This is a genomic window from Nonomuraea maritima, assembly GCF_900100395.1.
GTDB classification, from domain to species: Bacteria; Actinomycetota; Actinomycetes; order Streptosporangiales; family Streptosporangiaceae; genus Nonomuraea; species Nonomuraea maritima.
Genome location: NZ_FNFB01000002.1, coordinates 619,150 through 642,936, shown reverse-complemented (window position 1 = coordinate 642,936; position 23,787 = coordinate 619,150). Strand labels below are relative to the sequence as shown.

The 23,787-nt window shown below is 72.5% G+C and carries 20 protein-coding genes; 15 read left to right on the top strand and 5 right to left on the bottom strand.

The genetic code is table 11. The features are described 5' to 3' along the window. Positions 1-19 precede the first annotated feature (19 nt). Positions 20-2,035 carry a CehA/McbA family metallohydrolase gene (locus BLR04_RS06650; RefSeq protein WP_245740054.1) on the bottom strand — a complete coding sequence of 672 codons (2,016 nt, stop codon included), beginning with the start codon at positions 2,033-2,035 and terminating at the stop codon, positions 20-22. A gap of 82 nt (positions 2,036-2,117) precedes the next feature. Here BLR04_RS06650 and BLR04_RS06645 point away from each other — a divergent pair, with 82 nt between their 5' ends. Beyond that, complete coding sequence (locus tag BLR04_RS06645; protein ID WP_090760580.1) at positions 2,118-2,798, top strand: rhodanese-like domain-containing protein; 681 nt, start codon at positions 2,118-2,120, stop codon at positions 2,796-2,798. A 42-nt stretch (positions 2,799-2,840) separates the two neighbouring features. Here the strand turns inward: BLR04_RS06645 and BLR04_RS06640 are convergent, their stop codons facing one another. After that, positions 2,841-4,259, bottom strand: a complete 1,419-nt coding sequence (locus BLR04_RS06640) for a M1 family metallopeptidase (RefSeq protein WP_090760578.1) — start codon at positions 4,257-4,259, stop codon at positions 2,841-2,843. 221 nt (positions 4,260-4,480) lie between these two features. On the opposite strand from BLR04_RS06640, the gene BLR04_RS06635 reads away from it, so the two are divergent. The 12 genes from BLR04_RS06635 (at position 4,481) to BLR04_RS06580 (ending at position 18,339) form a co-directional block, all read left to right on the top strand. Then, positions 4,481-5,137, top strand: a complete 657-nt coding sequence (locus BLR04_RS06635) for an HhH-GDP family DNA glycosylase (RefSeq protein WP_090760576.1) — start codon at positions 4,481-4,483, stop codon at positions 5,135-5,137. Between the two features lie 32 nt (positions 5,138-5,169). Then, on the top strand, positions 5,170-5,943 hold the full coding sequence (locus BLR04_RS06630; protein ID WP_090760574.1) for an enoyl-CoA hydratase/isomerase family protein: 774 nt from the start codon (positions 5,170-5,172) through the stop codon (positions 5,941-5,943). Positions 5,944-6,096: 153 nt separating this feature from the next. Further along, the gene (locus tag BLR04_RS06625) at positions 6,097-6,453 is read left to right on the top strand and encodes a hypothetical protein (RefSeq protein WP_090760572.1); all 357 of its coding nucleotides are present in this window, start codon (positions 6,097-6,099) and stop codon (positions 6,451-6,453) included. Then, on the top strand, positions 6,444-7,667 hold the full coding sequence (locus BLR04_RS06620; RefSeq protein WP_090760570.1) for a DUF6395 domain-containing protein: 1,224 nt from the start codon (positions 6,444-6,446) through the stop codon (positions 7,665-7,667). The genes BLR04_RS06625 and BLR04_RS06620 overlap by 10 nt, the downstream gene beginning before the upstream one ends. Further along, entirely contained in the window at positions 7,664-8,506 is an 843-nt protein-coding gene (locus tag BLR04_RS06615; RefSeq protein ID WP_090760568.1) for a M55 family metallopeptidase, read from the top strand. The genes BLR04_RS06620 and BLR04_RS06615 overlap by 4 nt, the downstream gene beginning before the upstream one ends. Before the next feature lie 47 nt (positions 8,507-8,553). Next, the gene (locus BLR04_RS06610; protein WP_245740053.1) at positions 8,554-10,107 is read left to right on the top strand and encodes a flavin monoamine oxidase family protein; all 1,554 of its coding nucleotides are present in this window, start codon (positions 8,554-8,556) and stop codon (positions 10,105-10,107) included. 62 nt (positions 10,108-10,169) lie between these two features. Then, positions 10,170-10,682, top strand: coding sequence for a YbaK/EbsC family protein (locus tag BLR04_RS06605; RefSeq protein WP_090760566.1), 513 nt, complete (start codon positions 10,170-10,172; stop codon positions 10,680-10,682). 130 nt (positions 10,683-10,812) lie between these two features. Continuing rightward, on the top strand, positions 10,813-13,179 hold the full coding sequence (locus tag BLR04_RS41640) for a serine/threonine-protein kinase (protein ID WP_090760564.1): 2,367 nt from the start codon (positions 10,813-10,815) through the stop codon (positions 13,177-13,179). Between the two features lie 16 nt (positions 13,180-13,195). Further along, on the top strand, positions 13,196-15,106 hold the full coding sequence (locus BLR04_RS06595; RefSeq protein ID WP_090760838.1) for a serine/threonine-protein kinase: 1,911 nt from the start codon (positions 13,196-13,198) through the stop codon (positions 15,104-15,106). Between the two features lie 35 nt (positions 15,107-15,141). Beyond that, a complete protein-coding gene (locus tag BLR04_RS06590; RefSeq protein ID WP_090760562.1) occupies positions 15,142-16,365 on the top strand; it encodes a serine/threonine-protein kinase in 1,224 nt (407 codons plus the stop codon). A 223-nt stretch (positions 16,366-16,588) separates the two neighbouring features. Beyond that, positions 16,589-17,368 (top strand): electron transfer flavoprotein subunit beta/FixA family protein, encoded by a 780-nt coding sequence (locus BLR04_RS06585; RefSeq protein WP_090760560.1) that lies wholly within the window; start codon positions 16,589-16,591, stop codon positions 17,366-17,368. A gap of 17 nt (positions 17,369-17,385) precedes the next feature. Further along, positions 17,386-18,339 (top strand): electron transfer flavoprotein subunit alpha/FixB family protein, encoded by a 954-nt coding sequence (locus BLR04_RS06580; RefSeq protein ID WP_090760836.1) that lies wholly within the window; start codon positions 17,386-17,388, stop codon positions 18,337-18,339. A gap of 58 nt (positions 18,340-18,397) precedes the next feature. On the opposite strand, the gene BLR04_RS06575 is transcribed toward BLR04_RS06580, so the two are convergent. Both BLR04_RS06575 and BLR04_RS06570 read right to left on the bottom strand, forming a co-directional pair. Beyond that, positions 18,398-19,588, bottom strand: a complete 1,191-nt coding sequence (locus BLR04_RS06575; RefSeq protein WP_090760558.1) for an MFS transporter — start codon at positions 19,586-19,588, stop codon at positions 18,398-18,400. A 157-nt stretch (positions 19,589-19,745) separates the two neighbouring features. Beyond that, on the bottom strand, positions 19,746-20,246 hold the full coding sequence (locus BLR04_RS06570; protein ID WP_090760556.1) for a TetR/AcrR family transcriptional regulator: 501 nt from the start codon (positions 20,244-20,246) through the stop codon (positions 19,746-19,748). Between the two features lie 60 nt (positions 20,247-20,306). Here BLR04_RS06570 and BLR04_RS06565 point away from each other — a divergent pair, with 60 nt between their 5' ends. After that, on the top strand, positions 20,307-21,464 hold the full coding sequence (locus BLR04_RS06565; protein WP_090760833.1) for a cysteine desulfurase family protein: 1,158 nt from the start codon (positions 20,307-20,309) through the stop codon (positions 21,462-21,464). 85 nt (positions 21,465-21,549) lie between these two features. Here BLR04_RS06565 and BLR04_RS06560 read toward each other — a convergent pair whose 3' ends face one another. Next, the gene (locus BLR04_RS06560; RefSeq protein WP_090760554.1) at positions 21,550-22,599 is read right to left on the bottom strand and encodes a DUF695 domain-containing protein; all 1,050 of its coding nucleotides are present in this window, start codon (positions 22,597-22,599) and stop codon (positions 21,550-21,552) included. 66 nt (positions 22,600-22,665) lie between these two features. On the opposite strand from BLR04_RS06560, the gene mnmA reads away from it, so the two are divergent. Then, a complete protein-coding gene (mnmA, locus tag BLR04_RS06555) occupies positions 22,666-23,724 on the top strand; it encodes a tRNA 2-thiouridine(34) synthase MnmA (RefSeq protein WP_090760553.1) in 1,059 nt (352 codons plus the stop codon). Positions 23,725-23,787: the final 63 nt, after the last annotated feature.

Here is a 23,787-nt window from a genome sequence, read left to right as displayed (position 1 = left end):
CGCGGTGCAGCCGCGGAGGTCAGGGCAGGCGTTCGCGGTAGATCCGGCGGGCGCGGTCGTACAGGGCCAGGTGGTCGCCCAGCTGGGCCGGGGTGTCGAAACGGCCGAACTCGCGCACGATCTGCTCCAGCCGGTCGAGCCAGGCCAGGCACCACCGCACGTCCGCCTCCCTGGCCACGTGCGCCCCGGCGACGTCGACGTACACCGGGCTGGTGTGGGCGTAGGCGCCGCGCCGGTGCTGGGAGCGCGGGTGCACCCCGCCGGTCGCCACGGCCAGCACGTACGTCGGCTCGTCCGCCGTGAACGTGGCCGTCAGCCGTCCGGGCGGCCCCTGCGCGAGGACGCCGGCGGCGGTGCGGATCTCCAGCTGCTCCACCTCCGGCCCGATCGAGGAGACCTCGATCTCGACCTCCTGCCCTGGCGCGAGGTCGAGCGTGTCGCCCGGCCCGCGCCCGTTCACCGTGAACTCCAGCCACGGCCCGGTGGTGGCGAACGTCCGGCCGAGCCGGACCGCCTCCGCGTACGACTCGGCGGTGAGCGGTCCGTCCACGTGGGCGTACACGCGCTCCCAGCCGGGCGGCGCCGACGCGGTGCCGCGGCGGCAGAACGAGAGCACGGCGTCGGTCCCGGCCGTCACCGCCAGCCGGTTGCCCGCGCCCACGAGCCGCCGGTAGACGGCCGCCGTCGCCAGGATCGAGGAGTGGTTGAGCACGTCGAGGGTGTCGACGTGCCCGAGCGCGGCGCCGGCCACGATCTCCCGCGCCGAGCAGGCCCGTCCGCGGCTGAGTACGATGTCCGGCGGGTCCTCCTCGCCGAACGCGGTGTGGAACGGGTGACCGTAGGAGATGATCCCGCCGAGTTCGCGCAGCTCTTCGCAGGCCACCGCGTTCGGCGGCCAGTCGGGCGCGTCGCCGAAGCCCGTGTGGTAGCGGCCCGGCACCCCGCGCAGCCCGAAGGCCGTGCAGTGTCCGAGCAGGTCGTTGCGGTACTCGACGCCGATCCTGGCCACGTGCCGGTCGTCCGACCAGGGCAGGTCCTTGCCCACCCACTGCTCCAGCGCCTCCACGTCGTAGACGCGCTCGCTCGCCACGTTGCCCGCCACCAGGTTGAGCACGTGGAGGTCCTCGCCGTGCTGCGCGGCGGCGGCCAGCTCGGGCGCGGCGGGCTCCTCGCCCATCCAGTTGAGGTGCACGTGCAGGTCGCCGCCGTACCAGCCGCGCGCGGCGGAGTCGTAGAGGCGTTCCGGGGTCAGCTCGACCAGGGTCTCCGCGCCCGCGGACGGGGTCACGGTCACCTCGCAGGTGCCGTACTCCATTCCTCTGGCCACGGTCACGGTGATCGGCTCGGCCGGCACCCTGACCAGCAGGTCGTCGCCGTGGAAGTACGGCGTGCGGTGCCCGTCCAGCTTGGGCGGCGCGCCGTCGGGGTACCAGCCCTGGCCGTTGGCGCCGATCACGCTCCACCGGCACGGGAACCCGGCCCGCACCCGCAGGGTGGCGGCGGGCGCCCGCCTGCTCAGCGGCGCGAGGTCGACGGGGTTCCCGTCCACGACGACGGACTCGGACACCTCGACGGTCTTCGCCCCGCGCGGCTCCACCGTGTACGGGGTGCCGTCGACGACCACGGTGACCGGTTCGTCCCTGCTGGAGTCGAGCAGCAGCGCCGTACGGAACGGCTCTCCCTCCAGCACGGTGCGGGTGACGGCCTCCACCGCGCAGCCGCCGGGGGACAGGCGCAGCACGGGCAGGTTGTCCACGACGTCACCGGCGAGCGCGTCGCGCACCACCCGGTCGAGGTCCACCTCCCCGAGGTAATCCTCCAGTTCGTCGGCGGGCACGTCGGGGTAGCGCTCCGCCATCAGGCGTAACCCCTTGTTCCAGAAGTCGTGGCGGCGATCGAGGTAGACGGTCGCCCAGGCCTGGGCGACGTACGACAGTGAGGTCTCGCCCCAGCAGGGGCCGTGCGCGTCGCGGAGCGCGCGATAGTCGGACAGGGCGGCGGCTACGGGGGCGGGAAGCAACGGATCGTTACACATCGGACACTCCCTGAAGACAGATGCGCCGTCATGGTGACACGGATGGTCCGCTGTGTCGCCCCTTATGGGGTACTTGGGGGAAATGACGCACATCATCGACCGGGAAGCCGTGCAGCGGCTTCTCGCCGAGGAAGAGGCGCAGCTCGTCGAGGTGCTGCCGGAGCGCGAGTACGCCTGGGCGCACCTGCCGGGGGCACACAACGTGCCGCTGCGGCTGCTCGACCGCGCCGCCGCCACGACGCTGGACCCGCAGCGGCCGGTCGTCGTCTACTGCCATGACGCGCTGTGCGACCTGAGCCCGCGCGCCGCCCACCGCCTGGAGCGGCTGGGCTTCACCCACGTCCACGACTACGCCCAGGGCAAGATGGACTGGCTGTCGGCGGACCTGCCGTACGAGGGGCACGCGGCTCTCGTGTCGCAGCGCGTCCGCCGCGACCCGGTCACCGCCACCCTCGACGACCCGCTGGGGTCGCTCACCGAACGCATCGTCGCCGACCCGGCCGGGGTCGCGGTCGTGGTGGACGAGGACGACGTCGTCCAGGGCGTCATCGGCTCACGCGAGCTCAAGGGCGCCGACCTGGACGCCACCGCCGAGAGCGCGATGCGCGAGGGCGCGACGACGGTGCGCCCGAGCGAGGAGATCGACGCGCTGGTCCAGCGCATGGACCGGGCCAGGGTCGACCACGTGGTGGTCACCCACCAGGACGGGACCCTCGTGGGCCTGTTCGGCCTCGGTGACGGCCGTCCGCCCGAGAACGACTGACGGCGGGCACCGGCGGACGGCAGGCCCGCCGGTGCGCCCGTCCTACCACTTGGTGGGCTTGCCCTTCTGGTACAGCCAGACCTGGAAGAACTTGTCCAGGTTCTTGTGCGACACCCGCTCGGCCAGCCTGGTGAAGTCCTTCGTGGAGGCGTCGCTGTAGCGGTACTTCGACAGCCACTCCTTGGCCAGGCGGAAGAACGCCCGGTCGCCGATCTTGCGCCGGAGGGCCTGCAGCGTCATCGCGCCCCTGTTGTAGGGGACGTCACCGAACATGTCCTTGGTGCCGGGGTTCGCGGTGACGACCTGCCAGAAGGCGTCGGACGCGGGACGTCCGTAGTTGTCCTTGCTGTCGAACACCTTCTGGGGGCTCGGGCCGCCGTTGTGCGCCGACCACATCCACTGCGCGTACGTCGCCCACCCCTCGTTCAGCCAGATGTCGGACCAGCGCCGCGGCGAGACGTCGTCGCCGAACCACTGGTGGGCGAGCTCGTGCGCCATCGTCTCCTTGCTCGGCGCGCTGGAGAAGATCGGCTTGGTCTGGCTCTCCAGGGCGTAGCCGACGTTCGGCGCGTCGTCCACGATGGCGCCCACCGTCGAGAACGGGTAGCGGCCGAAGACCGAGCTGTAGTAGCGGATGATGTCCGGGAGCTCGTCGACAGCGGCCTTCGACTTGGCGGCGAGCGCCGGGTCGACCGCGACGTAGACGGGCAGGCCCCCGATGCGCGACCGCTTCACGTCGAACTTGCCGAGGGTCACGGTGGCGAGGTAGGTCGCCATGGGCTCGTTCTCGCTCCACACGAAGGTGGTCCTGCCGTGCGAGGTCCGCTGCGAGACCAGCCGGCCGTTGCCGACGGCGGTGATGCCCTTCGGCACGGTCACGTGGAAGGTGAACGTCGCCTTGTCGGTCGGGTGGTCGTTGCCGGGGAACCACGCGGGCGCGCCCTGCGGCTCGCCCGGGACGAACGCGCCGTCCTTGGTCGGGATCCAGCCTTCGAGGGAGCCGTCGGGGTCCTTGATGACCGGCGGGGTGCCCTTGTACTTCACCTCGACGGTGAACGTCCTGCCCTTGCGCAGCTTCGTGCGGGGCGTCACGACGAGCTCCTGCCCGTCGCGCCTGTAGGAGGCCCGGCGGCTGTCGACGGTCACCGACGAGATCTTCGGCCCGCGGAAGTCCAGGTTGAACCGGTCGAGGTTCTGGGTCGCCCGCACGAGCACCTTGGTGGTGGCGTCCATGACCTTGGTGGCCGGGTCGTAGGCGAACGTGATGTCGTAGTGCCGCACGTCGATGCCGCCGTTCCCCTGGCCGGGGAAGTACGGGTCGCCGATGCCGCGAGCGCCGGCCGACGGCTTCGCCTCCGCGGACCGGCCGGTGGCGGCGAGGGCGGGGTGCGCGAGCTGGGCGACCGTGAGGAGGCTCAGCGCGGCCGCGCAGGCCGCACCCCGGATGTTGCGAGGACTCATGGGTTCCCTGGTTTCTGTGCTGTTCCCGCCGGTGAGTTCGGGTCGGGACGTGTTCACGAAGCCTTCTCGCGGAGGAAGGACGGACCGTCCATGGCGTGGAGGACGTCCGTGGCGACGCCGGTGTCGCTTCGGAGAAAGACCCTTGGATGGTATGGACCACTCGGCAAAACGGTCAAGGCGCTCCAAAGTGTCTGACGTCGGTATCCGGGTAGCGGAACGCCATGGGAAAGGACGAAGGAGCCGTACGGGACGTTCTGCTCGAGCGCTACGGCCGCACGTTCTGCGGAGAGGCCGGCATCGAGCTGGCCGACCGGCCGAAGCCGCTCTTCAAGCTGCTCGTCCTCGCCACGTTGCTGAGCGCCCGCATCTCGGCGGACGTCGCGGTGGCCGCGGCCAAGGAGCTGTTCGCCGCCGGGTGCGACACCCCGAAGGGCATGCGGGACGCGTCCTGGCAGGACCGCGTGGACGCGCTCGGCCGCGGCCACTACCGCCGCTACGACGAACGGACCGCCACGATGCTCGGCAAGGGGGCCGAACTGCTCCTCGACCGCTGGAAGGGCGACCTGCGCCGGCTGCGCGACGAGGCCGGCGGCGACGACCGGCGGATCGCGGAGCTGCTGACGGAGTTCCCCGGCATCGGGCCGACCGGGGCCGACATCTTCCTGCGCGAGGTCCAGGCCGTCTGGCCGCAGGTCGCGCCGCACCTGGACGAGCGGGTGCTGGACGGCGCAGGCAGGCTCGGACTGCCGCGCCGGCCGGAACAACTCGCCGAGCTCGCCCGCTCGGAGGAGGAGCTGGCCCGCCTGTCGGCCGCGCTCGTCCGGGTGACCCGCAGCAGGAAGGCCGTGGACGAGGTCATGTCGGCGGCCGCTCGATGACCATGGTCCTGGCGGGCTGTTAGGTTCGGCGCATGGGTGAGTTCGTGAGTGTCGAGGTGGCCGACCAGATCGCCACCATCCGTCTTGACCGTCCGAAGATGAACGCCCTCAACGGCCAGGTCCAGCGCGAGATCGCCGAGGCGTCCGCCCTCGTCGACGCAGACCCGCAGGTGCAGGCCGTCATCCTGTACGGCGGCGAGAGGGTGTTCGCCGCGGGCGCCGACATCAAGGAGATGGCCGGCATGTCGTACGCCGACATGGCCACCCACTCCCGCACGCTCCAGGACTGCTTCACCGCGGTCGCCCGCATCGGCAAGCCGGTCATCGCCGCGATCACCGGCTACGCCCTCGGCGGCGGCTGCGAGCTCGCCCTGTGCGCCGACTTCCGGGTCGCGGGCGAGTCGGCCAAGCTCGGGCAGCCCGAGATCCTGCTCGGCATCATCCCGGGCGCGGGCGGCACCCAGCGCCTGCCGCGCCTGATCGGCCCGTCCCGGGCGAAAGACCTCATCTTCTCCGGCCGCCACGTGCCCGCCGCCGAGGCGCTCGCGATGGGCCTGGTCGACCGCGTGGTGCCCGACGAGCAGGTCTACACGGCCGCGCTGGAGTGGGCGGCGATGTTCGTGGGCGGCGCCACGGTCGCGCTGCGGGCCGCCAAGCAGGCCGTCGACCAGGGCCTGGAGGTCGACCTCGACACCGGGCTCGAGATCGAGCGGCTGCAGTTCTCCGGGCTGTTCGCCACGGACGACGCGGGCATCGGCATGCGCGCCTTCGCCGAGAAGTCCAAGCCCAAGTTCACCGGCCGCTGAGCGGGAAACCCTCGTCGAGGAGCGGTTCCCGCTCCTCGACGCGGTCCGTCGCGGGGCCCGTCCGGTGCGTCATGACTGGTGGCCGCGTACGAAGCCGACACTTTCTGCAAGGGTCGTCCGTGCCGGCGCGATTTGCCACTATCGTGGCGTTTCATGATGCGCGTGCTCGTTCCCGACCGGCTGCGTAAGGCCGTGCGTACGTGGTTCGACTCCCGTTACATCTCCATCGCCGACCACCGGCAGGACATCAGGGACGCGCTCTGGGAGGTCCAAACGCTGCGGCGCGAGGTGGCCACCCTGCACAAGGAGGTGGAACGCCTCCGCGAGACCCGCACCCCGCAGCCCGCCGAGAACCGTGCCGACCAGGCGCTGAGGACCAGACTGGACGACACGGGCAGACTCGCCCGCGAGACGGCGGCGGCCCTCGACGGCGTCCTGCAGAACGAAGTCCTGGTCTGGCAGGCCATCGACGCGCTGCGCGCCCGCGGCGAGGAGCAGCCGTGCGCGTGACCTGGACGGCCGGCACGCTGAGCTTCCGCCTCGACCCCGAGGACGAGATCACCGGCAAGGCGTCCGACGACTACCCGGTCAAGCTGGCCACCAACTCCTGCTCCATCGGCGGCGTCCCCGACGACGCCCACCCCGACCTGTTCGCCCTGGCCGCCTGGACGATCGTGGCCCCGTGGACGCGCAGGCGGGTCACGTTCGACCGCGCCGTCTCCGCAGAGCTGGCCGAGGCGCTGCACGCCGGCTGGGGCGTCGAGGCCGGGCCGGTCGGGGCGCTGCCCCGGCCCCAGGGCGCCAGGCTCGCGATCTCCTACAGCGGCGGGGCCGACTCCGTGGCGGCGACCGCGATGTACCCGGAGGCGCCGTTCGTGCACTTCCAGCGGGTGTCGCACCCGAGGGTCCCCAACCGGTGGCCGCACTACCGCTCCGACGTGCTGGCCGAGCTGGCCGCCACGACCGGGCACGAGCTGAGCGTCGTCACCTCCGACCTCGAGTACACGCTCGCCGAGCCCCGTCCCGGCTACCCGGAGCACCACGCGGTGGCCGCGGGCGCGCTGCTGCTCGCCGACCAGCTCGACCTCGGCGGCCTCGCCTTCGGCTACGAGCTGGGGTCGCGCTGGCTGGGCGGCGACCGTTACGTCGGGCGCTTCACCCCCGACAACCCGATGTGGGCGCCGCACGGCCGGTGGGGACGCCTCTTCGCGGCCGCGGGCGTGCACATCGTGCTCCCTGTCGGCGGCGTGAGCGAGGCCGTCACGATGCGGCTCGCGCTCGGCTCGCCGCTGCGCGAGCAGGTGCGCTGGTGCCTTCAGGGCACGGACGGCCCCTGCCGGACGTGCGGCAAGTGCGTCTACAAGGAGCTGATCCAGGCCGCCGTCGAGCGCCGCCCGCTCGACATCCCGCGCGGCGCGACGAACCGCGCCCGCAAGTGGCTCAAGAAGCCTCCGTACGGTGGGCAGGAGATGGTCCAGTACGCCCTGGCCCGCGTCCCCGGCATCGAGGACACCCTGTTCGCCCCGGCGCTCGACTACTTCGACGTCGCCGAGGAGGCCACGAGCTGGCTGGATCACTGCTACCGGCCGGCGGTCGAGGAGATCCCCGAGGCGTGGCGGGCGCAGACGGCGTCGTTCGTCGAGGCGAACGTGGGATTCATGACGCCGGACGAGGCGCGCCGGGTGGAGACGTGGGGCGCGTGGCAGGGCGAGGAGATGGTGTGAAGGTCTATCTGTCGGTCGACATGGAAGGCGTGACGGGGCTCACCGACCCCGAGGAGATGCACGCCGGCAAGCGCGGCTACGAACGCGGCTGCGAGCTGATGACCGCGGACGCCAACGCCGCCGTCGAGGGCGCGTTCGCGGCAGGGGCGAGCGTCGTCCTGGTCAACGACGCCCACGGCTCCACCAAGAACCTCCGCATCGACCTGCTCGACCCGCGGGCGAGCCTCATCAGGGGGCCCGGCAAGGCGCAGCGCATGGCCCACGGGCTCGACGGGACGTTCCAGGCGGCCGGATTCGTCGGCTACCACGCCCGCGCGGGCGTCCCCCACGGCGTGCTGAACCACACCTGGATGGGCAAGGAGATCCAGAACGTCTACCTCAACGGCGAGCTGTGCGGCGAGACCCGGCTCGTGGCGGCGTGCGCCGGGTTCCACGGCGTCCCCGTCGTGCTGGTGACCGGTGACGAGGCCGTCGGCGAGGAGGCGCGCGAGCTGCTCGGCGACGTCGAGACGGTGGCGGTGAAGAAGGGGATCGACAAGTTCTCGGCCGAGCTGCTGGCCCCGGTCGTCGCCCAGGCGAAGATCCGTGAGGCGATGCAGCGGGCTCTCGGCCGGCTCGGCGACTTCACGCCCTACCAGGTCGCGGCGCCGTACACGCTGGGGGTGGAGTGGAACTCCACGGCCATCGCGGCGGCGGTGTCGCTCGTCCCCGGCGTGCGGCAGGCGGGCCCCCGGCACACCGAGTTCACCACCGACGACTTCAACCAGATCATGGCGCTCTTCGGTGTCTTCGCCTCGATCGGCGGCCAGGTCGCCTGCGGCAGCGGCCCGTACGGCTGACAGAAGAACTGCTGGGCGACGGACAACGGGCGTAGGGAGCGAAAAGGGTGGAAGGCGCGGCGCTGACCCGGCGTGGGCTGCTCGTCGGGATCGGGGCGGTGGGCGGCGCGGGCGCCATGTACGCCGCCATGGGCGCGCTGGGCCTCGCCCCGACCGCGCAGGACAAGGAGTTCACCCCGCCCCGGCAGAGCGACTTCACCCTGCGCGGCGGGAAGGCTGCGGCCTCGGTCGTGATCCTCGGCGCGGGCGTCGCGGGCCTGACGGCCGCGTACGAGCTGGGCAAGGCCGGGTACGACTGCACGCTCCTGGAGGCCAGGGAGAGGGCGGGCGGCAGGAACCTCACGCTGCGCGGCGGCGACCGCCTGACCGAGGCGAGGGGGCCGGCCCAGGACGTGCGGTTCGGGGAGGGCGTCTACTTCAACGCCGGGCCCGGCCGCATCGCGCCCTGGATGGTCACCCTCGACTACTGCCGCGAGCTGGGCATCCCCATCGAGACGTTCGTCAACAACAACGCGGCCGCGTACGTCCACACCAACGGCGAGACCGTGCGGGCCCGCACGGCCCGCGCCGACATGTACGGATATGTCGCCGAACTTCTGGCCAAGGCCACCCATCTCGGTGCGCTCGATCGCGTCATCACCAAGAACGACCAGGAGACGCTGCTCGACTTCCTGCGCCGGTTCGGCGACCTCGGGCCGCGCCTGCGCTACGAGGGCTCGGAGCGGCGCGGCTTCACGGAATGGCCCGGGACCGGCGGCGGCGCCCCCATCCCCGCTCCCGGCACCCTCCACCAGGTGCTCGCCGCCGGCACCGGCCGCGCCATCACCAACGACTTCGGCTACGACCAGGCGACCCCCATGTTCCAGCCGGTCGGCGGCATGGACGCCATCGTGAAGAAGCTCACCGAGGCCGTCGGCGCCGACCGGATCAGGACCGGCGCGAAGGTCACGAAGGTCACCGCCCTGGCCGACGGCGTCGAGGTGGCGTACACGGGAGGCACGCTCAAGGCCGACTACTGCATCGCCGCGCTCCCGCCGCACGTCATGGCGAGGATCCCGCACAACCTCGGCGCCGACGTCACCGCCGCCCTGCGCACGCCCGTCCCCGTCGCCGCCGGCAAGATCGGCCTGGAGTACGGCACCCGCTGGTGGGAGCTGGAGGACCGCATCTACGGCGGCGTCACCGAGACCGACCTCGACATCACCCACATCTGGTACCCCTCGCACGACTACCACGCCGAACGCGGCCTGCTCGTCGGCTACTACAACAGCGAGAAGAACGCCGAGCTGTACGGCGCCCTCACCCCGGAGGACCGCCGCCGCCGCGCGCTCACCCAGGGCAAGAAGATCCACGGCGAGAAGTACCGGCAGAACCTGCTGTCCAGCGTCTCCATCGCCTGGCAGCGCCAGGAGCACATCGAGGGAGGCTGGGTGCGCTGGCCCTCCGTTGATTCGTCCTTCACTCTTCTGCAACGCACCGACGGAAGGGTCTACTTCGCGGGCGACTGGCTCACCCACCTGATCGCCTGGCAGGCGGGGGCCATGGAGTCCGCCCGCGACGTCGTCACCCGGCTGCATCAGCGCGTGCTGCAGTCCCCGTGACGCCGTCCGCTCCTCCCGGGGCCGGCAATAGGCTCCTGGGAGAAGCGATGTGAGGAGATGGGATGACGTTGCACTGGACTCCCGCGACCGAGCGGCTCGACCTGCTGGCCGAGCCGGTGGCCCGCGCCGTGACCCACGTGGAGGGTGTCGAGGTGGCCGAGATCGACCCCGACCTGGCCGACACGGCGGCGTTCTGCGAGCGGTACGGCGTGCGCCTCGACGAGTCGGCCAACTGCGTGGTCGTGGCGACCAAGCGGGGCGGCGAGACACGCTACGCCGCCTGCATGGTGCTCGCCACGATGCGGGTCGACGTCAACGGTGTGGTGCGCAAGCACCTCGACGCCCGCAAGGCCAGCTTCGCGCCGATGGCCGACGCCGTCGAGCTGACCGGCATGGAGTACGGCGGCATCACGCCCCTCGGCCTGCCCGAGGAGTGGCCGGTCCTCGTCGACGTGCACGTCGCCGAGCACGCCCGCGTGGTGATCGGCAGCGGCGTGCGCCGCTCGAAGCTCGCCGTCTCCGGCGCCACCCTGGCCGGCCTCAAGCAGGCGGAGGTGCTCGCCCTGGCCGGTTGACCGAAACGAGGCCGTTTCGAGACCGTTGGATGGGAAACCGATGGGGCCTTCCTGGACGTTGTACGAGTGGGAATGTGGCGTCATGGTTCATCTCGTGGGCGGAGATTAAGCCGGTATGGTGCTTCATGCCATGAACGATGACCGACTCGGCCCTTACCGGCTGCTCAGGCGGCTCGGTGAAGGCGGGATGGGCGTTGTCCACCTCGCTGTCGACCCGCAAGGTCGTCAGGTGGCGGTCAAGGTCCTGCGCGGAGAGGTCGCCGGCGACGAGGTCGCCAGGCGGCGGCTTTCGCGTGAGGTCGAGACCATGCGCCGGGTGCGCAGCAAGTACATCGCCGAGGTCCTCGACGCCGACGTCACCGGTCATCGCCCCTACATCGTCACCCGCTACGTCCCTGGCCGGCCCCTCGACGAGATCGTCAAGGACGACGGCCCGCTCGACCTGCCCGCGCTCGCGAAGATCGCGTACGGGGTGGCGTCCGCGCTCGCCGCGGTCCACTCGGTGGGCGTGATCCACCGCGACCTCAAGCCGGGCAACGTGCTCATCCTCGACGGCGAGCCCGTCCTCATCGACTTCGGCATCGCCCAGGCGGTCGACGCGACCCGGCTCACGCAGACCGGCATGTTCATCGGCACGCCCGGCTACCTCGCCCCCGAGATCATCGAGGGCCAGGAGGCCGGGCCCGAGGTCGACATCCACGCGTGGGCCGGCACGCTGCTGTACGCCGGCACCGGCCGGCCGCCCTTCGGCAAGGGCACGCTGGAGATGGTCTTCTACAACATCACCGCGGGCAAGGCCGACGTCGGCGCCGCGCCTCCCGAGCTGCAGCCGCTGCTGAAGGCGGCCTTCCAGCGCAACCCGGCCAAGCGTCCGAAGGCCCCTGAGCTGGCCGAGCAGTGCGTGCGGCTGCTGCCCGAGCCGCCGCAGGGACGAACCGACGAGATCACCACGGTGCCGGGGCTCCCCGACCAGCCTCCCGTGACGGACGACCTCGCGACGCCGCCGATGACGCCGCGGCAGCTGATCGACGGCGCCGTGCGGCCCCCGGCATCCGGCGCGTACGAGTCGCTGCTCGACAGTGCCGCCCGCGACCAGCAGGGCAGTGAGCAGCAGTACGAGTCGCTGCTGCCCGGCGACCCCGACCCGTGGCCGACCCGCCGCGTGACGCCCGACGAACTACGGCGCATCCAGCAGCGCGACTCAGGCCCCCAGGCCGTCCCTAAGGAAGGGCGGCAGGGGGACGACTCCGACGTGCCCACGCGGCGCGCCGGTTCTGCCGGACCTGCGGAGGGTCCGGTGCGGCCGGAGGGCGACTCCGACGTGCCCACGCGGCGCGCGCATCCCACTGGTCCCGCGGAGGGCCCGGTACGGCCGGACTTCGACGTGCCCACGCGGCGCGTCGGTCCCGCCGTTCCCGGTGGGCCCGTGGAAGGCGCGGTGCGGCCGGGCGACTCCGATGTGCCCACACGGCATGCGCATCCTGCTGGTCCTGCGGATGGTCCGGTGCGGCCGGGCGACTTCGACGTGCCGACGCGGCGCGTCAGGCCCGAGGCGCTGCCCGACTACCGCCGCCCCGGATTCCCGCCGCCGGCGGGCTTCCCGTCCGGGCCGTACCAGGGTTCGGGCGGGCAGCCCGCGTACCCGGACCCTGGCGCGTGGCCCGGCGCTCACCCGAGCTCACACCCGGGCGCCCAGCAGGGCTCACACCTGGGCGCCCAGCAAGGTCCTCATCCTGGCGGTCAGCACGGTCCCTATCCGGGAGCCGGGCCGCACGGGACGGGGCCCGACGCGCGGCGGCCCGACCCGGTGCCGATCCAGCCGCCGCCGTACATCCCGGCCCCTCCGCACCACCAGCCCGAGCCGCACGGCGGCGGCGCCCGGCCCGGGCCGACGGCGCGGCGTTCGCGCGCCTACGGCGTGTCGAGCGCGATGCTGCTGATCCTCCTGATCGTGGCGGCCGCGCTCGCGCCCGTCGCGGTCGCCGCCGTCGTGATCCCGGCCGTGATCCTGCTCCGCGCGGCCGACCTGGCCCAGCCGCGGCTCTCGGCGCGCAGGGCCGCCGGTTCGGCGGCGCTCGACGTGCTCAGGGTGCTCGCGTACCCTGCGGCGCTGGCCAAGTCGGCGGGCATCACGCTCGCCCTGGCGCTCTACGCGCTCATCCTCGGCCTGCCGGTGACGCTGCTGCTCACCGTGGTGGCCCGCAGCGACCCGCACAACGCGCTGGCCTGGGGTACGGCCGTCGCGCTCTGGACGCTGTGCGCCGGCCCCGGAGTGGAGGGTCCCGGCAAGCAGATGCGCAGAACGCTCTCATCGCTCGTACCCTCAAGGGCAATGGCAGTGGTGATGGCGGGAGCGCTCGTGGCCGGCGCCGGGTTCGCGCTCGTGATCGCCGCCGACACGTTCGGGGACAATCCGAGGGGAGCCGAATGGTCTCCGCTGAACGTCGAACCAGTCGTCGACCAACTAGAAGGACTGAGGGGGAACTCCGGGGGATGACGCGGGGAAGGTGGCGATGAGCACGCAGGCACCGGAACGCCTCGGCCCTTACCGGCTGGTCCGGAAGATCGGCGAGGGCGGCATGGGCGTCGTCCACCTCGGCCTCGACGGCGAGGGGCGCGAGGTCGCCATCAAGGTCCTCCACCCGCACGTGGCGGCCGACCTCAAGGCGCGCGACCGGCTCACCCGCGAGGTCGAGACCATGCGCCGGGTGCGCAGCCCGTACGTCGCCGAGGTGATCGACGCCGAGCTGGTGGGCGGGCAGCCGTACGTCGTCACCCGGTTCGCGCCAGGGCGCACGCTGGAGGAGACGGTCCTCACCGACGGCCCGCTGGAGGCGTCCGAGCTCATCCAGCTGGCCCAGGGGCTCTGCCAGGCGCTCGTGGCGATCCACGCGGCCGACGTCATCCACCGCGATTTCAAGCCGTCCAACGTGATGCTGGTCGACGGCCGGCCGCTGGTGATCGACTTCGGTATCGCCCACCTGGTCGACGCCACCCGGCTCACCCAGACGGGCATGTTCGTCGGCACCCCCGGCTATCTCGCCCCCGAGATCATCCGCGACTCCGAGATCACGCAGGCGGCCGACGTCCACTCGCTGGCCTCCACGGTCTTCTTCGCCGCCGCCGCCGCGCCGCCGTTCGGCACGGGCGCGTTCGAGGCCGTCTGCTTCAACATCATGGAAGGACGCGCGCAGCTCGACAAGGCGCCCGTCTGGCTGCGCGGCTGGCTGTCCCGGGCCCTCCAGGTCGAGCCGACGGCCCGGCCGAGCGCCCACGAACTCCTGCGGATGGCCAAGGCGCTCGACCCGTCGGTGACGACGTTCAACGAGACGGCCGCCGAGGGGCCGACGGGCACCAAGCGGCTGGGCGACCGCACCCGCACCATGGACACGTTCTCCGACCTGCTGCCGCCGGTCGACTACGCCAAGCCCGCGCCGCCCCGTACGGACCGGACGAGGATCGACCCTGCTCCTGTCGACCCCACGAGGGTCGCGCCGCCGCTCGACCAGGCCAGGCAGGCGGCGCCCCCGGCGCCGCGCCGCGAGGAGCGGCCGCCACCGTACGTGGAGGAGCGGCCGCCGCCGTACATCCCCGCGCCGATCCCGGCCCGGCAGCAGGCGCAGATCGACCAGCGGGTGGCCGGCTACCCGGCCTCCGCCCACGACCGGCCGGTCCAGGCGAGGCAGACCCAGGCGAGGCAGACCCAGGCGAGGCCGGAGCAGCAGCCCGCGCCGCGCCCGTACACCCCGCCGTCCGAGCGGAAGAAGTACCTGTTCGGCAGCCAGGTCGTCGGCCTGCTCCTGCTCGTCACGCTGGTCGCGCTGACCGTCGCGATGCCGGTCATGGCGGGCGCGGGCGCCGTCGCGCTCGCGCTGGTGCTGCGTACGGGCGAGTACCTGTTCGGCGACCTCGTCAAGCGGCGTCAGGCGCGCGGCAGCAGCGCCGCCGACCCGCTGCTCGCCGTCGTCGGCACGCCGTGGGCGCTGGTGAAGTCGGTGCTGGTGGCGGCCGTGCACGTGCCGCTCGCGCTGCTGTTCGGCGTGTGCGTCTGGGGCGTGCTGCGCTGGGGCGGCCAGATGGACGTCAACGACGCGGCGGCGTACGCGGCGGGCGCCTTCGCCGCGGGGCTGTTCGTCCTGCCCGGCGGGGGCGCGCCGCGCAAGGCGGTCACCCGCACGCTGACCAGCGTGCTGCGCAGTCCGGGGGCGGCGCTGGTGGCCGTGCTGATGGTGGGCACGGCGGCGCTGTTCGCGGTGATGTTCGCGATGGGCCAGGAGCCTGTGTGGCAGCCGTGGCGGGCGCCGGAGTCGGTCATCAGAGACCTGACGAGCGACGTCCGGCAGACCACGATGGGTCTGATCACCGGGCTGATCGGCAGCCTCATGGACGGTCTCGGGCGGGGATTCGTGAACTTCTGGTCCTGAGTGTCCCGTCGTAACCCCGGGGGTGAGAAGAGGATATGAGCGATCACCTCGGCCCGTACGAGCTGCTCTCCCGGCTCGGCGCCGGCGGCTTCGGCGAGGTGCACCTCGCGCTCGACCCCGAGGGACGCACGGTCGCGGTCAAGGTGCTCCACCCGCACGTCGCCGCCGACGGCGGGGCGCTGGCCCGGCTGGCCCGCGAGGTTGAGACCATGCGCAGGGTCGGCGGGCCGCACGTCGCCGAGGTGCTCGACGCCTCGCTGGAGGGCGACCGCCCCTACCTCGTCACCCGTTACGTGCAGGGCCGTCCGCTGAGCGCGGTCCCGGTGCCGGTGGCCGACCTGCGGCGGCTGGCGGTGGGCCTGGCCGACGCGCTGTACGCCATGCACGAGGCGGGCGTCGTCCACCGCGACCTCAAACCGGCCAACGTGATGATGACCGAGGGCGAGCCCGTCGTCATCGACTTCGGCATCGCGAGCGCGCTCGACACGCTGTCGGTCACGGCCTCCGGCGCGGTGGTGGGCACGCCCGGCTACCTCGCGCCCGAGATCCTGGAGGGCAGGCCCGCGGGCATGGAGGCCGACGTGTTCTCGTTCGGGGCGACGCTGGCCTACGCCGCGACCGGACGGCAGCCGTACGGGCGGGGTCCCGCCTCGGCGGTCGCCTACCGGGTCGTCCACCACCCGCCCGACCTGGAGGGCGCGCCCGAGTGGCTGATGCCGCTGTTACGCGCGTGCCTGTCCGTCGATCCGGCCGCACGGCCTACGGCCGCCCGCGTCTGCGCCGATCTCGACGTCGCGCCCGTCTCGCGCGTGCGGCACGATCCCGAGCCGGTCGTCCGGGCGGCGCGTCCGCGCTCGGCCGCCGACGAGCTGGCCACCCGCGAGTGGCGTCCGGGAGACGATCCGCGCCGCCGTACGGTTGAGGAGTCCAGGGCCAGGCACCGTGAGCGGGTCCGGCGGCGCTGGCTGATCGGTTCGGGGCTGTTCGTCGCGCTGCTCGCCGCCGCGGCCCGCGAGCTCCTGCCCGAGGTGTCGCTGTTCCTGCTGGCGGCGTACGCGCTGGCGGTGGTCTGCGACGCGGGGGTGGCGCTGTTCTCGCGCGGCCGGTTCCGGCGCGGCCGTATGATCGCCGACCTGGTCTCCGTGACGGGCACGGTGGGGCTGTGCTTCGGGCTGGCGGCCTGGTTCAGCACCCCGGCGCTCGCGTTGTTCGCGGGTACGGCGCTGGTGGTAGGGATCGTGTTCCTGCTGTCGGCGTAGCGGACGACCCGCTCCGGACGTACCGAATAAAGTTCGGTATGGTGAGGGGGAGAGCGAGCCGCCCGGTTTGCGCGAAAGCTACCCACGGGTAACATAACTGCGTAACGACGGCAGACCCGCTGTCAGATGTCCGGCCGGGCACCTGACAGTCTTGGAAGACGCATTCGGCGCCGACCGCACCCGCGGCCGGCGCACGTGAACTACAGGAGGTCGGCCACCGGCCATGAACATCGTCGTCTGCGTGAAGCAGGTCCCTGACACGTCCACCGAGCGCAAGCTCCGGTCCGACGACAACACGCTCGACCGCGACGCCGCCGACGGCGTGGTCAACGAGCTCGACGAGTACGCCGTCGAGGAGGCCCTGAAGCTCAAGGAGGCCCACGGCGGTGAGGTGACCGTCCTCACCATGGGCCCGGCCAAGGCCACCGAGACCATCCGCAAGGCGCTCGCCATGGGCGCCGACAAGGCCGTCCACCTCAGCGACGACGCGCTGCACGGCTCCGACGCGCTGTCCACCTCGTACGCGATGGCCCAGGTGCTGAAGCAGATCGGCTTCGACCTCGTCATCCTGGGCTCCGAGTCGACCGACGCGCGCACGGGCGTGCTGGCCGCGATGCTCGCCGAGCGCCTCGGCGCGCCGCAGCTCACGCTCGCCAACAAGGTCGAGGTCGACGGCTCGGGCATCACGATCCAGCGCGTCACCGACTACGGCTTCGACCGGGTCGAGGCCTCGCTGCCGGCCGTCGTCTCCGTGGTCGAGAAGATCAACGACCCGCGCTACCCGTCGTTCAAGGGCATCATGGCCGCCAAGAAGAAGCCGGTCCAGACGCTCGCCATCGGCGACGCCGCCATCGACCCCGCCCAGGTGGGTCTCGGTGCGGCCTGGTCCGAGGTGGTGGACTTCGCCGCCGCCCCGCCGCGCGCGGCCGGCACCGTCGTCAAGGACGAGGGCGACGGCGGCGTGAACGCCGCCGACTTCCTGGCGTCCAAGAAGTTCATCTGAGAACGGGGGTTGTGAACATGTCGGAGATTCTCGTTCTCGTCGAGCACGCCGAAGGCGAGGTCAAGAAGGTCACGCTCGAGCTGCTGACCCTGGCCCGCACCCTCGGCAGCCCCGCCGCCGTCTGGGCCGGCCCCGGCATCACCGCCGAGGCCAAGGCCCGCCTGGCCGAGTACGGCGCTGACAAGATCTACGTCGCCGGCTCCGCCGACCTCGTCGACCACGTGGTCGCGCCCAAGGCCGAGCTGCTCGCCCAGCTCGTCGCCGCCGCGTCGCCGGCCGCCGTGCTGGTGGCCGCCACGGCCGAGGGCAAGGAGGTCGCGGGCCGCCTGGCCGTCAAGACCGACTCAGGCGTCATCACCGACGCCGTCGGTCTCGGCGAGGGCTTCGTGGCCGACCAGTCCATCTTCGGCGGCGGCGTCAACGTGCGCGCCAAGGTGCGCAGGGGCACGCCGATCGTCGCCGTCCGTCCCAACTCGACCGCCCCGGTGGCGGCCGCGGGCGCCGGCGTCGAGGAAGAGGTCACGGTCGCGCTGTCCGACTCCGCCAGGGCCGCGCGCGTGGTCGAGCGGGTCAAGCAGGAGAAGGGCGCCCGCCCCGAGCTGACCGAGGCGGCGATCGTCGTCTCCGGCGGACGCGGTGTCGGCTCGGCCGAGAACTTCTCGGTCATCGAGGAGCTGGCCGACTCGCTGGGCGCCGCAGTGGGCGCCTCCCGCGCCGCCACGGACGCGGGCTGGTACCCCCACCAGTTCCAGGTGGGCCAGACAGGCAAGACCGTCTCGCCGCAGCTCTACATCGCGGCCGGCATCTCCGGGGCCATCCAGCACCGGGCCGGCATGCAGACCGCGAAGACCATCGTGGCGATCAACAAGGACCCCGAGGCGCCGATCTTCGAGCTGGCCGACTACGGCGTGGTGGGCGACCTCCACCAGGTCGTCCCGCAGCTCACCGACGAGATCAAGAAGCGTAAGTAGCGCTTCCGTCCTCGCACGACGAGAAAGCGGCGCCGCACCCGCGGCGCCGCTTCTTCGTTCAGGCGGCTGCTTCCACCGACTCCTGCACGGGCAGGGGAGCGGTGACCCCGGCCGGTTCCCGTCGCGGCAGCAGTCGGGCGGCCAGCGCGATCAGCACGCCCAGGACGACGCCGATGCTCAGCGCCGTACGCAGCCCGGCGGCGTCCGACAGGAACCCGATCGCCACGGGGCCGAGCAGCAGCCCGGCGTACCCCATGGCGCCGGCCTGGGCGATCGCCGGGCCGGGGGTGTCGGTGGCGGTGCCCGCCAGCGACAGCGTCAGGGGCGCGATCGTCGCCACGCCGAGGCCGACGAAGAACATCGCCCCCACCGCGACCAGCGCCGAGGGCGCCAGCAGCACGGTCCCGAAGAAGCCCGCGGTGGCGAGGCCCGAGACGCTCAGCATGCCGCGCACCCCGTACCTGGACCGCAGCCGGTCACCGGTGAGGCGGGCGAGGAGCATGCCGACCTCGAACACCGGGTAGCCGAGTGCCGCCATCGCCTCGGGGGCGCCGAGCTCGTTGCGCAGGTAGAGACCGTTCCAGTCGGCGACGACGCCCTCGACCATGAACGCGAAGAACATGATCGCGCCGAGCAGGTAGACGATCGGCGGCAGGCGCCGTCCCGACGTCGTGCCGCTCTCCACCGCGGGCGGCTCGGGCAGGTACGTACGGCCCAGCACCGCCATGACGGGTAGCGCGACCACGCCGACCAGCGCGGCGTTCGCGGTGAACGACAGCCCGGCGGCGATCGACAGGCTGCCCACGACGCCCGCCGAGATCGCGCCCACGCACCACCCGGCGTGCATGCCGTTCATGAGCGGACGTCCGTACGCCTGCTCGACGACGGAGCCCTGCGCGTTCATGGCGACGTCCACCGTGCCGAAGGCCATCCCGAAGAAGACCACGGCTCCGAGCAGGGCCGGCAGGTTGGGGGCGAAGGCCGCGGCGATCAGACCGAGCGCCGTCAGCGGACCACCCACCCGCAAGACCGCCCTGCTCCCCACGCGGGCCATGATCCGGCGCATGGACTGCATGGTCACCAGGGCGCCGAGGCCCCACACCAGCAGCAGAGTCCCGACCGTGGCCTCGGACAGGCCGAGTTTGTCGGTCAGGGCCGGGATGCGGACGGTCATCGTCCCCACCATCAAGCCGGACAGGACGAAGGTGAGGACCGCCCCGTGACGGGCGCTCCTCAGCTCGCGGGTCATAAAGGCCACCTCACAACTAGCGCATGGAACATGTGGTGTTCCGGCATGCGGACATGCCGGTGTGCCGTGCCGGAGCACGGTGGGCTGAGGGCCGCAGCCATCAGCGGGGGGTGGGGAGGGGGGAGGGGCAGGCGCTCCCGGATCGGGAGCGCGAGGATCAGAGCAGGGCTTTCAGCCGGAGCTCCAGGGCCTGGAGGTCCTCTTCTGTGTTGAGCTCGGGGTCGTGGCTGGCCACGTCCCACAGGCCCTCACAGGCGAGCCGGACGATCTGGGACGCCACCGGGTCGGGCTCGTCGGCCAGCCCCTCGCGGTGCCAGCGGGACATCGCCTCGCGCAGCGGCGTGAGCAGGTAGATGTTGCCCGAGGCGCCCGTCACCACCGCCCAGCGGCGCAGGCGGCCCGACTTGACCGCGGCCATGGTGGCCTGGAGATAACGCTCGGTGTACGTCGCGTCCGGCTGGGCGGCGATCAGTTCGTCGAAGTCGTCGATCAGGCGCTCCACCATGCCCTTGATCAGGGCTTCCTTGGATGCGTAGTGGTAGAGCAGACCACCCTTGCTCACCCCGGCGCGGTCGGCCACCGCGGCCAGGGTCAGTGCGGACGAGCCCTGGTCGCAGAGGATCTGCTCCGCCGCGTCCAACAGCTCATCCCTTCGCATGCCCCGTACTGTACCGTCCGGCCGGTACAGTTGCAACCGAGATACGCTGAGGAGGTGACCATACCGTCGGCCTACCTTGACCATGCGGCGACGACGCCGATGCTCCCCGAAGCAATCGAGGCCATGACGGAGCAACTCAAACGCCCCGGAAATGCTTCCTCCCTGCACGCCACGGGTCGCCGGGTGCGCAGGGTCGTCGAGGAGTCCCGCGAGACCATCGCCGACGCGCTCGGCGCGCGACCCAGCGAGGTCGTGTTCACCTCGGGCGGCACCGAGGCCGACAACCTCGCCGTCAAGGGCTTCTACTGGTCGCGCAGGCCGCGCAGGCGCGTGCTGGTCAGCGCGGTCGAGCACCACGCCGTCCTCGACCCGGCCCACTGGCTGGGCGACGCCCAGGACGCCCACGTCGAGCTGCTGGAGGTCGACGAGCACGGCCGCGTCCACCCCGAGACGCTGCGCGCCGCCATCGAGCGCGACCCCGACGACGTCGCCCTGGTCAGCATCATGTGGGCCAACAACGAGGTCGGCACCGTCCAGCCGATCCACGTGCTGGCCGCCATCGCCCACGACCACGGCATCCCGTTCCACACCGACGCCGTCCAGGCGGTCGGGCAGGTGCCCGTGTCGTTCACCGGGTCGGGGGCCGACGCGCTCACCCTCACCGGTCACAAGGTCGGCGGTCCGATCGGCGTCGGCGCGTTGCTGCTGGCCAGAGGCGTGACGCCGATCCCCGTGCTGCACGGCGGCGGCCAGGAGCGCGACGTGCGCTCCGGCACCCTCGACGCCCCCGCCATCGCGGGGCTGGCGGCCGCCGTCGCCACCGCGGTGAAGGAGCAGGAGGCCACGGCCCGCCGCCTCGGCGCGCTGCGCGACGACCTCATCCGGCGCGTCCGCGAGGCGGTGCCCGGCGTGGTGCTCAACGGCGACCCCGTCGACCGCCTGCCAGGCAACGTCCACTTCTCGTTCCCCGGCTGCGAGGGCGACGCGCTGCTCATGCTGCTCGACGCCAAGGGCGTCGAGTGCTCGACCGGGTCCGCGTGCTCCGCAGGCGTGGCGCAGCCGTCGCACGTGCTGCTCGCCATGGGGGCCGACGCGGCCGCCGCGCGGGGCTCGCTGCGGTTCTCGCTCGGCCACACCTCGACGTCCGACGACGTCGACCGGCTCATCGAGGTGCTGCCCGCCGCCGTCGAGCGCGCCCGCCGCGCCGGCCTCGGCTGACGGGGGCGGCCTCTCGGGCGAGGCGGCTCTGGCTCTGAGCCAGGCGGCGTGCTGAGCCGGGCGGCGCGTCAGGTCGGGCGGCGCGTCAGGTGAGGAACGGTGCGATCGCCGTCCAGGCGGGGTCGGCCGTCACGTCCACCCGGGCCCGGCCCTCCGGCCAGCCCGCGACCAGCTCCTTGACCCGGTCCGCGGCGTCACCCGTGGAGTCGGCGTACACGTGGAGGACGCTCTGCCCCTCCGCGCTGAGCTGCACCGTGAGCGCCGCGTCGGGGCGCGCGTCGAGCAGGGCCGTCACGCGCTCCTCGACGTCGCGCAGCGCAGCCAGCGAGGCGTCGGCGGGCAGCCCGTCGCCGTCGCGGTGCCGGTACGGGAGGGTTACGGCGACGTGCTGGTCGAGCAGCGGGCGGTCGACCGGCCGCAGCGGGTGGCGGGCCACCGCCGCCAGCGCGGCCCCGCTTCCGGTACGGCCCTCCAGTCGCACCCAGTCGTCGTCGGCGTAGCCCGAGGCGACGTCGGCGACCACGGCCGGCAGGTGGGCGGCGGCCACGGCGTCGATCGGCTCGAACGTGGCCGGCGTGATCTCGCCCACCCACCGCGCCACGTCGTCCTCGCCGAGCAGGTGGTCGAGGGCCAGCAGCGTGGCGTCCATGCGGGTGTCGGCCTCGAGCTCGCCGAACAGCGGGTGGTAGGCGGTCACGTCGACCCGAGGCTGGTTCGGCGGCATCCGCAGGCCCAGCTTGAACGCGCCGAGCGCTATGTCGTACCCGTCGACCGGGAGCGTCAGCTCCAGCGCCCGCGGGCTGGCCCGCCGCGACGGGTGGAACTCCCACAGCAGGTCGGACGGCGGCGCCGCCGCGGCCCAGCGGTGGGCGAGCGGACGCAGCTCGGCGTCGCCCGCCGCGGTCACCACGAGGGCGTGCGCGGCCTCGCCGCCGGGCACCACGTCCCAGACCAGATCAGGGTGGATCGCCGCGACCGCCGGCCCGAGCACCTCCTGAAGGCCCTTGTCGTCACCGGCCGCCATGAGCCCGTCGAGCCGCGCCCTGGTCTCGTGCCACCACGCCCAGAAACCGGCGACGGCCTCGCCGGCGCGGCGCGCCTCTTGGTCTGCGTTCTTGCGCCCGAACAGTCGCATGGACGCATACTTCCAGACCCGGGCCATGGTCGTGCACTCCCGCCCGGACAGTACGCTGGAACAGTCATGGGACTGCGTGTGCTTGCCGCCATGTCGGGCGGCGTCGACTCTGCCGTGGCCGCTGCCCGCATCGCCGAGGCCGGTCACGACGTCACTGGTGTCCATCTCGCCCTGTCCGCCAACCCCCAATCCCACCGCACGGGAGCCAGGGGCTGCTGCACGATCGAAGACTCCCGTGACGCGCGCCGGGCCGCCGACGTCATCGGCATCCCCTTCTACGTGTGGGACATGGCCGAGCGCTTCCAGCGCGACGTGATCGAAGACTTCGTGGCCGAGTACGCGGCGGGCCGCACGCCCAACCCGTGCCTGCGCTGCAACGAGAAGATCAAGTTTGCCGCGGTGCTCGACCGGGCGCTCGCCCTGGGCTTCGACGCGGTCGCCACCGGCCACCACGCCCGCCTGTCCGACGGGGTGCTGTCGCGCAGCGTCGATCCCGCCAAGGACCAGTCGTACGTGCTCGGGGTGCTCACCCGCGAGCAGCTGAGCCACGCGATCTTCCCGCTCGGCGACTCGACCAAGGCCGAGGTGCGCGAGGAGGCCGCGCGGCGCGGTCTGACCGTGGCCGACAAGCCCGACAGTCACGACATCTGCTTCATCGCCGACGGCGACACCCGCGGGTTCCTCGCCCAGCGGCTCGGCGCGGCCGAGGGGCCCATCGTCGACCAGGGCGGCGAGGTCGTCGGCAGCCATCAGGGCGCCCACGGGTTCACCGTGGGCCAGCGCAAGGGGCTGCGCATCGACCGTCCGGCGCCCGACGGCAGGCCGCGCTACGTGCTGTCGATCGAGCCGGTGTCCAACACGGTCACCGTCGGCCCGCGTTCGGCGCTCGAGGTCACCACGATCACCTGCGGCACCCCCGTCTGGAACGGGCCCGCGGGGCGCGACGACCTGACCGTGCAGCTGCGGGCGCACGGCGAGGTCTACCCGTGCCGGTTCGACGAGACGGGCGACGGCCTCACGATCGAGCTCGGCCGCCCGGCCACCGGAGTCGCCGCGGGCCAGGCCGCCGTCCTCTACTCCGGCACCACCGTCATCGGCTCGGCCACCATCGTCTCCGCCGCCTGAGCGCGGTCGCCGGCCCTGAGCCGGTGGGCCGTGAGAAACGGTCTGCGGCATTCCAACCTGGAG

Excerpts from the sequence above, each read along its gene's own strand:
- BLR04_RS06560 (WP_090760554.1), bottom strand. The coding sequence starts at position 22,599 with ATGCGACTGTTCGGGCGCAAGAACGCAGACCAAGAGGCGCGCCGCGCC.
- BLR04_RS06590 (WP_090760562.1), top strand. The coding sequence starts at position 15,142 with ATGAGCGATCACCTCGGCCCGTACGAGCTGCTCTCCCGGCTCGGCGCC.
- BLR04_RS06630 (WP_090760574.1), top strand. The coding sequence starts at position 5,170 with ATGGGTGAGTTCGTGAGTGTCGAGGTGGCCGACCAGATCGCCACCATC.
- BLR04_RS06645 (WP_090760580.1), top strand. The coding sequence starts at position 2,118 with ATGACGCACATCATCGACCGGGAAGCCGTGCAGCGGCTTCTCGCCGAG.
- BLR04_RS06650 (WP_245740054.1), bottom strand. The coding sequence starts at position 2,035 with ATGTGTAACGATCCGTTGCTTCCCGCCCCCGTAGCCGCCGCCCTGTCC.
- BLR04_RS06575 (WP_090760558.1), bottom strand. The coding sequence starts at position 19,588 with ATGACCCGCGAGCTGAGGAGCGCCCGTCACGGGGCGGTCCTCACCTTC.
- BLR04_RS06580 (WP_090760836.1), top strand. The coding sequence starts at position 17,386 with ATGTCGGAGATTCTCGTTCTCGTCGAGCACGCCGAAGGCGAGGTCAAG.
- BLR04_RS06605 (WP_090760566.1), top strand. The coding sequence starts at position 10,170 with ATGACGTTGCACTGGACTCCCGCGACCGAGCGGCTCGACCTGCTGGCC.
- BLR04_RS41640 (WP_090760564.1), top strand. The coding sequence starts at position 10,813 with ATGAACGATGACCGACTCGGCCCTTACCGGCTGCTCAGGCGGCTCGGT.
- BLR04_RS06625 (WP_090760572.1), top strand. The coding sequence starts at position 6,097 with ATGATGCGCGTGCTCGTTCCCGACCGGCTGCGTAAGGCCGTGCGTACG.
- BLR04_RS06585 (WP_090760560.1), top strand. The coding sequence starts at position 16,589 with ATGAACATCGTCGTCTGCGTGAAGCAGGTCCCTGACACGTCCACCGAG.
- BLR04_RS06570 (WP_090760556.1), bottom strand. The coding sequence starts at position 20,246 with ATGCGAAGGGATGAGCTGTTGGACGCGGCGGAGCAGATCCTCTGCGAC.
- BLR04_RS06640 (WP_090760578.1), bottom strand. The coding sequence starts at position 4,259 with ATGAGTCCTCGCAACATCCGGGGTGCGGCCTGCGCGGCCGCGCTGAGC.
- mnmA (WP_090760553.1), top strand. The coding sequence starts at position 22,666 with ATGGGACTGCGTGTGCTTGCCGCCATGTCGGGCGGCGTCGACTCTGCC.
- BLR04_RS06635 (WP_090760576.1), top strand. The coding sequence starts at position 4,481 with ATGGGAAAGGACGAAGGAGCCGTACGGGACGTTCTGCTCGAGCGCTAC.
- BLR04_RS06595 (WP_090760838.1), top strand. The coding sequence starts at position 13,196 with ATGAGCACGCAGGCACCGGAACGCCTCGGCCCTTACCGGCTGGTCCGG.